The 4,619-nt window shown below is 61.8% G+C and carries 5 protein-coding genes; 3 read left to right on the top strand and 2 right to left on the bottom strand.

Annotated elements, in window-relative coordinates; all coding sequences use genetic code 11:
* On the bottom strand, nt 1-229 hold a 229-nt coding region (locus V7N12_RS13685; protein ID WP_333715200.1), incomplete at its 3' end, for a peptide-methionine (S)-S-oxide reductase.
* A 52-nt stretch (nt 230-281) separates the two neighbouring features.
* Nucleotides 282-1,511, bottom strand: coding sequence for an MFS transporter (locus tag V7N12_RS13690; protein WP_333715201.1), 1,230 nt, complete (start codon nt 1,509-1,511; stop codon nt 282-284).
* A gap of 235 nt (nt 1,512-1,746) precedes the next feature.
* Here V7N12_RS13690 and V7N12_RS13695 point away from each other — a divergent pair, with 235 nt between their 5' ends.
* Genes V7N12_RS13695 through V7N12_RS13705 form a run of 3 tightly spaced genes read left to right on the top strand, consistent with a single transcriptional unit; the run spans nt 1,747 to nt 4,383 of the window.
* Nucleotides 1,747-2,763: an ABC transporter substrate-binding protein gene (locus tag V7N12_RS13695; protein ID WP_333715202.1), complete on the top strand. Its 1,017-nt coding sequence runs from the start codon at nt 1,747-1,749 to the stop codon at nt 2,761-2,763.
* Between the two features lie 43 nt (nt 2,764-2,806).
* The gene (locus V7N12_RS13700; RefSeq protein WP_333715203.1) at nt 2,807-3,619 is read left to right on the top strand and encodes an ABC transporter ATP-binding protein; all 813 of its coding nucleotides are present in this window, start codon (nt 2,807-2,809) and stop codon (nt 3,617-3,619) included.
* Nucleotides 3,619-4,383: an ABC transporter permease gene (locus V7N12_RS13705; RefSeq protein ID WP_333715204.1), complete on the top strand. Its 765-nt coding sequence runs from the start codon at nt 3,619-3,621 to the stop codon at nt 4,381-4,383. The genes V7N12_RS13700 and V7N12_RS13705 overlap by 1 nt, the downstream gene beginning before the upstream one ends.
* The last annotated feature ends 236 nt before the right edge of the window (nt 4,384-4,619 follow it).

Here is a 4,619-nt window from a genome sequence, read left to right on the forward strand (position 1 = left end):
CATAGCCGACCATGGTCGATTGCACACCGTCGAGCTTCCAGAACATCCGCTCGACACCCCAGAAGCAGCCCATGCCGAACATGGCCTGTTCGAGGCCCTCGGGCGTCTCGGCCAATAGTGGCGTGCCGTAGACATGATGTGTTGCAGCCGTCGGGATCGGCGCGGCACGTCCGGGCAGGGCCGCGTCGGGCGTTACCATCTGGGTCTTTGCGGTGTTTGTGAAAAACATCCTGTTCTCCTTGTCAGCGTCGCCTGAACATAGGGGCCAGCGGACGATATTTCTACTCTGCCGCCGCCAATAGCCGCGTCTGGAACACGGTCTCGTGACCCGGGGCGGGATGACGCGGGATCAACAGCGACAACACAAGCGACACCATCGCCATGCCCGCCGCCATCAAGAACACCAGCCCGGGAGACTGCAGCCAGATGTAACCCAGCATCGCCGGCAGAAACACCGCCGCGATATGGTTGATCGTGAAAGCCACGGCAGCGGTCGGGGCGATATCCTGCGGGTCTGCGATCTTCTGGAAATAGGTCTTCATCGCCAGCGCAAGGCTGAAGAAGATGTGGTTCACGACATAAAGGACCATCGCCAGCGCGACACCCCAGCCGAAATAATACAGCCCGCCATAGGCGAAGAAGACCAGCGAGAGGCCGACATATTCGACGATCATCGCCCGCCGCTCGCCGAAGACCTGCACGATCCGTCCCAGCAGCGGTGCGGCCAGCATGTTGATCAGAAGCGTGACCATGAAAAGCCTGGTGATGTCATCGACGGCAAAGCCGAAGCGCTCGACCATCATGAACCCCGCGAAGACCACGAAGATCTGCCGCCGTGCGCCGGACATGAATTGCAGCGCGTAATAGAGCCAATAGCGCTTGCGCAGGACCATTCTTTTGGTCTGCGGGTGCGGGGCCTCGAACTGCGGATAGGCCAGCAGGGAGATCACCGCGACCACCGCGGTAAAGCCGCCCGAGACCCAGTAGACGGTATTGTAGGTCAGCCCGAGGCTTTCCCATGTCGTCACGATCAGCAGATAGACCAGCAAGGTCGCCCCCGACCCCGCGGACAGGATCCAGCCCAAGGTCTGCGGCGCGCGCTTCTTGTCGATCCACTGCAGTTGCAGCGACTGGTTGACCGTCTCGTAGTAATGAAAACCGATGGACGACAGCATGGTCACCGTCAGGATACCCGCCATCTGCGGAAACTCGGCTGTGACGGCCGTGGCGGCCCCCAGCATGATCAAGGCGACAAGGCCCAAAACCTGTTCGCGGATGAACATGATCAGGGCAATGACCCCAATGGCGAAGAAGCCCGGAATTTCGCGCACCGTATGCAGCCAGCCGATGTCGGACCCGTCGAACGCTGCCACCTCGATGACGAAGTTGTTCAGCAGCGCCGACCACGTCGCGAAGGCCACGGGCATGGCCATCGCCATGACGAACAGCAAGGATGTGGGACGACGCCAGAGTGGCAGGCTCTGCGCATCCGCGAGACGCACGATCTTCATGGCTATCCGATTACGCCGCTTTTTGCGCCTTGGCGAGATGCAAAAGCAGCGCCGTCTGAGTCGCTTTCGCAAGCATGCGACCACGCCTGCGCCCAGTGAAAGTGCTGAAAGAATAGAAGTTGCCTAAAGTTTTGGCAGCGTTAGGGTGTTGCGTCAGGAAAGCGCGGATCGGGTTCCCCTTCCCCTCAAGGCGTGGACACTCTTCACGCACCACATGTCGTTAAAGGAGCATGCCATGTTCAACCGTCTTACCTCTGCCGCCCTCGCTGCGTCGCTTGCCGTCTTCGGCCCGACAAGTGCTGCGGCCCAAACCGAAATCGAATTCGCCCTCGACTGGAAATTCGAAGGTCCCGCCGCCCCCTATTTCGTTGCGATCGACACCGGCATCTTCAGCGAAGCCGGGCTGGCGGTGAATATCTCCGAAGGCAACGGATCGCTCGACGCGATCCCGAAAGTGGCGACAGGCGCCTTTCCCATCGGCTTTGCCGACATCAACAGCTTGATGCGATTCCTCGACCAGAACCCCGATGCGCCGGTCAAGGCGGTGATGATGGTCTATGACAAGCCGCCCTTCGCCATCGTGGGCCGCAAGTCGCTGGGCATTGAGGTCCCTGCCGACCTCGAAGGCCGTGTGCTGGGTGCCCCGCCACCGGATGGCGCATGGGCGCAGTTCCCGATCTTTGCAGCCGCAAACAATCTGGATGTCGACACGATCACGGTCGAACCCGTCGGCTTCCCGACGCGCGAGCCGATGCTGGCCGCAGGTGAGGTCGCATCCGTCACCGGTTTCTCGTTCTCGTCGACGCTGAACCTGATGCGGCTGGGCGTGCCTGCGGATGATATCAGCGTGATCCTGATGGCAGACCACGGCGTCGCGCTTTACGGCAATGCGATTATCGTCAACACCGACTTTGCCGCCGCCAATCCCGAGGTCGTGACCAGCTTCCTCGGCGCCGTCGCGGCCGGCTGGAAAGCCGCGATTGCGGACCCTGAAACCGCCGTTGCGTCACTGATCCAGCGCAATCCGGCCGCTGATGCCGACCTCGAGACCGAGCGTCTGCAAATGGCCATCGATGCCAACGTGCTGACCGATTATGTCATTGCCAACGGTATGGGCGGCGTTGATGCCGACCGCATGATGGCCGCCATCGAACAGACCAAATCGGTTTACGAGTTCATCAATGAACCCGATATGTCGCTTTACTTCGATGCAAGCTACCTGCCCGCCGCCGACGCGCTGATGTTGCAGTAGCAAGGACCCGCACCTGCCCCCCCCGGGGCGGGTGCAACCCCCGATGACCGATCTGATCCAAATCAAGGGCGTCAAACACGCCTACAAGACACCCAACGGCCCGCTGCCGGTGCTGGACGGTCTGGAATTATCCGTGCCAGAAGGCGAGTTCGCCGCCGTCGTCGGCCCCTCGGGCTGTGGCAAGTCCACCCTGACGCGGCTTGTCGCCGGCCTGATGAAGCCCGACGAGGGCGAGGTCTGGCTGCATGGCCAGTTGGTCAAGTCCCCGCGCAAGACCGTGGGCATGGCCTTTCAGAACCCCGTGCTTCTGGAATGGCGCACCATCCTCGACAACGTGATCCTGCCGCTGGAAATCGTGGCGCCCGGCATGTCGCGCGCCGACCGCGTGGCCCGTGCAATGGAACTGCTGGAACTGGTCGGCCTTGCCGGTTTCGAAAACAAGCGCCCCTCCGAGCTGTCGGGCGGGATGCGCCAGCGCGCCTCGCTTTGCCGGTCGATCGTGCACAAGCCCGAAGTGCTGATCATGGACGAACCCTTTGGTGCACTCGATGCCTTCACGCGCGAGGACCTTTGGCAGACCATGCACGCGCTGCGCGCGCAGGAACCCTTTACCGCCGTGCTGATCACCCATGACCTGCGCGAAAGCGTCTATCTGGGCGATCAGGTGATCGTGCTGTCGGGCCGTCCCGCAAGGACGCAATACGTGATGGACGTGAAGTATCCCCAGGACGGCGGAGACGGCGGATTGCGCAAGATCGACGGGCTTTACACCCCCGCCTGTGCCGAGATGCTGGCGACCCTGCGCGACCAGATCAAGATCGCCCAAGGCCGCGACCCCGAGGCAGGACTTCACTGATGCAGACCTTTCAGAAAATCGCGACCCCCATTCTTGCCATCCTCATCTTCGTCATCCTGTGGGAGGCGCTGGTCTGGGTGAACGGTTGGCCGGACTTCGTCATGGCCTCGCCCTCGGACCTGCCTGCCGCCTATCGCCGGTTCTGGCCGCTTTTCATTTCCGGCGGCTGGGAAACACTTTGGCGGACGGTTCTGGGGCTGCTTCTGGCGGTGATCGTCGGAACCGCCATCGGGATGATCATGGGGTTTTCGCGGATCGCCCGCGACGCGCTTTATCCGCTGCTTGTGGGCTTCAACGCGGTGCCGAAAGCGACGCTTGTGCCGGTGCTGGCCCTGCTCTTTGTTGGACAGCACAACTTCAACACCGTGATGATGGCCTTCCTGATCTCGTTCTTCCCGATTGCTGTTTCGGTGGGGATCGGTCTGTCGACGCTTGAACCCGAATACCGCGATATCCTGCGGTCGCTCGGGGCCAGCCGCTTTACCATCTTCCGCAAGATCGCCCTGCCCAAGACCCTGCCCGAGTTCTTCGGCGCACTGAAGGTGTCCGTCACGCTGGCCTTCATCGGCACCAATCTGGTCGAGATCATCTCGCCCCACGGGCGCGGTCTCGGGGCGCTGTTCCTGTCGGGGCAGACGAATTCGAACTACCCGCTGATGTTCGCCGTGCTGATCGCGCTCGCCGTGCTTGGTATCCTGCTTTACTACGCTGTCGTCGCGCTGGAACGGATCTTTGCGGGCTGGGCCGAGAGGCCGCAGCAGTAGCGCACCGGTCTGGCAGGCGCTGCGACACCCCACCGCAGCGTCGGACTGGACACCCCTTGATCCACATCAAGGCATCGCACCGGGTTTGCGACGATACCGCTCTTGCGAACAGAAAACTCTCCCGATGGATCCTCGATGTCGACGACCGAAAACCAACCGCTTTATGCAGCGCGAGAACCGATCTTCCCGCGCCGCGTCAAGGGATTTTACCGCAATCTGAAGTGGTGGGTGATGGC

It is taken from the genome of Yoonia sp. (assembly GCF_036770585.1).
Lineage (GTDB): Bacteria > Pseudomonadota > Alphaproteobacteria > Rhodobacterales > Rhodobacteraceae > Yoonia.

Bases quoted from the DNA above. Each gene is read 5' to 3' on its own strand.
- V7N12_RS13690 (WP_333715201.1), bottom strand. From the start codon at position 1,511: ATGAAGATCGTGCGTCTCGCGGATGCGCAGAGCCTGCCACTCTGGCGT.
- V7N12_RS13695 (WP_333715202.1), top strand. From the start codon at position 1,747: ATGTTCAACCGTCTTACCTCTGCCGCCCTCGCTGCGTCGCTTGCCGTC.
- V7N12_RS13700 (WP_333715203.1), top strand. From the start codon at position 2,807: ATGACCGATCTGATCCAAATCAAGGGCGTCAAACACGCCTACAAGACA.
- V7N12_RS13705 (WP_333715204.1), top strand. From the start codon at position 3,619: ATGCAGACCTTTCAGAAAATCGCGACCCCCATTCTTGCCATCCTCATC.